This is a genomic window from Lishizhenia sp., assembly GCF_033720595.1.
GTDB lineage: Bacteria > Bacteroidota > Bacteroidia > Flavobacteriales_D > Crocinitomicaceae > Lishizhenia.
Genome location: NZ_JAWWCF010000230.1, coordinates 1 through 3,878 on the forward strand (window position 1 = coordinate 1; position 3,878 = coordinate 3,878).

A 3,878-nucleotide genomic window follows, 5' to 3' on the forward strand; every position below is an offset into this window, starting at 1 on the left:
CCAAATGATGAGGTTAGGAATGATTTTAAATCGGCTTTAAGTGTCATAGAGAATAGGTGTGATAGTTTGCTAGAATTTACCGATAAATACAGGAAACTGGTTCGTATTACTACTCCTCAAAAAGATTATTTCTCGCTTGCTTCCTTGTTTGAGAAGTTAGAACGACTAAATGCGAAACAATTGGAAGGGGTGGATTACAGAAGGGAAGGTGATTTTGAAGACTTTGTTCTTTTTGGAGATGAAAAGCAATTGATGCATGTGTTTGAAAATTTACTGTTCAATAGTTTACAGGCCTTTGATAGAAATAAAGTTCGTTATCCCAAGTTGCGCGTGGAGTTGAGTGAAATGAAATCCGAGTTCCTGATTTTGTTTAAAGATAATGGTGGAGGAATTCCAGAGGAAGCACTGCCTTACATCTTCTTGCCTTTTTACACCACCCAAGAGGAGGGGAGTGGTATAGGTTTGAGTGTGGCGCGTCAAATATTAGCTAAGCATAAAGGACAAATTAATTGGGTGAGAGAAAAAGCACCATTCACCACCTTTAGTATTAGAATTCCAAAAGGAAGGGGATAGCTAATCCATTCTTAATTTTGTTTTGAGTAGTGTTACATTTTGAATGTCCGTTCTACTGTCTAGCATTTCAATAAAACTTTTGAACCCTATCAGATATTGATTGATGCCTATTTTTCCATGTTTTTTGGTGGTGACAAAGATTTTCGCACTAAACGCGTTGTAGGTTACGTCCTGTAAATCTTCCCAGTTTAGGGTGTAGCTATGCCCATTGGTTTTATAAATCGTGAATTCGTCTGAGTTAAAGGTGAGTTTATGACGGTAATAACTCATCATCGCGTAAATTGCTGCTGGAATGATAAAAAGATCTACTATGAAAATGACATGATCTTCCGAGAAGTGATCAAAGGTCATTTTTGAAAGCAATAAAATATTAATACCAATGAATACCAAAAGAGCAAAAGCTCCACCGAGGAGGTAAACTTTGTTCATTTTTAAGTTGTAATTCCCTTCCTTATCTGGGGTAACTTTAGTATTTGTTCCAGAGCTCAATAAAAAGAACAGTCCTACTACGAGAGCTCCTACAATAGCGTATGGCAAATATTGGCGCATAGTGAGTTGTTTTTTGTAGGTAAGTTATTGATTTGTAGGGAATGCGCCAAATTTTATCTCTTAACGGATTTTATTGAATTACTATATAGGGAGGTGAATCCTTCTATTCAGAAAAATAAACTTTCTCCGTGCTTCCGTCACTGTACATGTAAATCAAGAGCTCATTGGGTTTGATGGTTGTTTCTCTACCTAGGATGTCTACAACTTTAACGAGTTCTTTTTTCTTGTTGATTTGTGGTTCCTTAATACCGATATAGCCTAGGGTGATTTCTCGGCAATATTCATCATTGGTGATGTTTAAATCCGTAAGGTTGTTTGGGTGACTTGAGTATACACATGTGTTTCTGAAGATTGAGTCTATACTGGGTTGATAATAACTTTGATGATTGAAAATTACTCCTAAATCAATCCAGGCAGAGTCTCCAGGTAATATGTTTAGGTTGTTAAATTCTTGTGTGTAATAGATTTCTCCACAGGCTACGTGAGGTCCTTGGTGATGGTTTAGTCTGCATGTGTTGAGGGGGTAATTTCCGTAATTTTTTAATAAAGCTTGAGCATATATTTTAACTGAATATAACCCGTTGACAGTTGGTATGTCCGAGATGTCTATTTGTGTGATGTTTAGGTTGCTCACACCTATATCTGTTCTATTCACTGAATTATTTTGAGTAGAATTTAAGGAATAATCTAATTGTCTAATGACTTTATTACTATTCGTTATTTCGAAATTTGAGTGAATACTTAAATGGTGTTCATTGAAATCTTTAGGGTCATCAATATTTACAGCTGTAAGGATTTGAAAGTTATTCACCAATTGCAGGTTGTGATCAAATGTTATGATGTTTTGAGCTGTGGCTGAATGACTCAAAAAAGATAGTTTGTTGTCCTTGTGTTTAAGATGTGAGTAATTCGATAGATTTTGTACAGTGTTCTGTGTAATTACTTGAAAGTTATTATTTATTGAGAAAATACTGTCCGTAGTGAGGAGGTAGATTGTATCACTTACAGTTGTGAAATCTGTAATAGTACTGTTGAAAGAAATTGTATTTATCGGAGTACCTGTTGCGGAGTACTTGTAAAGGTTGTTTTGTTCGGATGCAAGGAAAGTATTATTACTATTCTGTGTTATTTTAGTTAAGTTAAAATGTGGAACGGCTATGCTGTCCATTAGAATTCCGTTGGTATTCAAGGTATAGATTTTTGAACTAGAATTGTTAGAAAAGTTCAAGTAAAGGTCGTTGGAATTATTTAGGGTAAGTCCAGTACATTTATCGTTGAAAATATCTATTCCTGGCCACGGTTTTGTCCATAAATGATTTCCTGAGGCATCAAATTTTTGAATGAGCCAAGAGGCGAAATTGGCTATGTCACAATGGTAAATAGATTCAATTAGTAAATAGACACCATCATTTTCTGCAGGGATTATTTCATGAATGTACAAATATTCATTGCTGTCGTAGGCAATTTCTTGTGTCCAAAAGACTTGACCTAAGGTGTCGGTTTTGGTGAGATAAGAGGGGGAGAAATAGTAGTTGGAAATATAATCTTGATGTACAGAATAAGTATACTTTCCAAGGGTTACAACACCCGTTGCCCTTTGGTCATAATTGTCGTTGAGTCCGTATTCGTAGTTAAGTCCTTGACTAAAACCTAAAAAGGTTATTACACTTAACATTAAGGATAAATAGGATTTCATAAGGTGTGTTTTAGTGATTGGTTTTGTGGATGTTAAATTAAGGAGAAAAGTAGAAACTTCAAATGATTTTTTAATCACTCGCATGTTTGCGAAATTTCTAGGCCAGAGGTGAGGTGGTGACGAATTGCTTAGGGATAGGAGCGATAGCCCGGATTTATTGGCTGCCCTGCAACACCAAGTGAAAAGGCGACTTCAGAAGCCTTTAGAAGTTCGATGTTAAAGGCAGTAAATAAAGAGGACTTTAGCGGATTGCCCGACCCGACGAGGTTTTCGGCGGGGAAGCGCCTTGTGATTATCTTCTAGATTTTTTGCAAAGTTATTTCGAATAAAAAAAGACAACCAACCCAACGGTCAATTGCCTTTATATCTGAATTTTCATAGTTCTCTATATTAACCTGAACTTCACGGGTAAAGTAAATTGTTCACCTTCCTGATCTGAGCACAACAATAACTGGTTTAATGGGGTTTTATTCACCGCCTCTAGAGCAGCATTGTCTAAAAGTTTACAAACTCCATCGCTTACCCAAGCATTGATTTTTCCATCGTGTATGGTAAAAGATATTGTAACCGTTCCTTCTTGACGACGTTCTACGGCCATGGGTGGGTATTCCAAAATTTCTTGAACCCAAGATTTAATGACCTCTGTAGTATTTACACATGTTTCTGCTGTTGGATCTCCGGCACTTATAGCGCTAAAACTGATGAGTGTAAACATCAGTGGGAGTACGACTAATTTTTTCATGACTCTTGTTTTTGTGTTTGCTAACAAGGATATAAGAGTCGTGCCATAAAACAGGAACCCAGTAAAAATGGGTTTTTTGAGTCCTTACGATTTACGCTCGTTGTCCGTTTTCGTGCACTTCGTGATCAAAATCGTACAGTATGAATCTTGGAAAGGGTGTGTTTCTTCGTATTTATAAAACCGTTTCTTCAAAAAGTAATTGTAGTGTTTCTTCTGGGTTTTCAGTTTTACCTGTATGCATCATTGAGGTTTGGATGATGGAGCTTCGAGATGCAGCCAACCATCTAAATCTATCCGTCAAATCCATTTCACCAATTC

General features: G+C 36.6%; 5 protein-coding genes. 1 reads left to right on the forward strand and 4 read right to left on the reverse strand.

All coding sequences use genetic code 11. The annotated features are described in order from the left end of the window. Positions 1–573 (forward strand): HAMP domain-containing sensor histidine kinase (locus R3333_RS13005; protein WP_318959203.1); only part of this gene is annotated, 573 nt, incomplete at its 5' end. On the opposite strand, the gene R3333_RS13010 is transcribed toward R3333_RS13005, so the two are convergent. The 4 genes from R3333_RS13010 to R3333_RS13025 all read right to left on the reverse strand — a co-directional run bounded on the left by R3333_RS13010 (position 574) and on the right by R3333_RS13025 (position 3,867). Beyond that, entirely contained in the window at positions 574–1,122 is a 549-nt protein-coding gene (locus R3333_RS13010) for a hypothetical protein (protein ID WP_318959204.1), read from the reverse strand. Positions 1,123–1,225: 103 nt separating this feature from the next. Then, complete coding sequence (locus tag R3333_RS13015) at positions 1,226–2,818, reverse strand: hypothetical protein (RefSeq protein WP_318959205.1); 1,593 nt, start codon at positions 2,816–2,818, stop codon at positions 1,226–1,228. 385 nt (positions 2,819–3,203) lie between these two features. Then, on the reverse strand, positions 3,204–3,560 hold the full coding sequence (locus tag R3333_RS13020) for a TonB family protein (RefSeq protein WP_318959206.1): 357 nt from the start codon (positions 3,558–3,560) through the stop codon (positions 3,204–3,206). Positions 3,561–3,732: 172 nt separating this feature from the next. Continuing rightward, positions 3,733–3,867, reverse strand: a complete 135-nt coding sequence (locus R3333_RS13025) for a DUF3037 domain-containing protein (RefSeq protein WP_318959207.1) — start codon at positions 3,865–3,867, stop codon at positions 3,733–3,735. Positions 3,868–3,878 lie beyond the last annotated feature (11 nt).

Bases quoted from the DNA above. Each gene is read 5' to 3' on its own strand.
- R3333_RS13010 (WP_318959204.1), bottom strand. From the start codon at position 1,122: ATGCGCCAATATTTGCCATACGCTATTGTAGGAGCTCTCGTAGTAGGA.
- R3333_RS13015 (WP_318959205.1), bottom strand. From the start codon at position 2,818: ATGAAATCCTATTTATCCTTAATGTTAAGTGTAATAACCTTTTTAGGT.
- R3333_RS13020 (WP_318959206.1), bottom strand. From the start codon at position 3,560: ATGAAAAAATTAGTCGTACTCCCACTGATGTTTACACTCATCAGTTTT.
- R3333_RS13025 (WP_318959207.1), bottom strand. From the start codon at position 3,867: ATGGATTTGACGGATAGATTTAGATGGTTGGCTGCATCTCGAAGCTCC.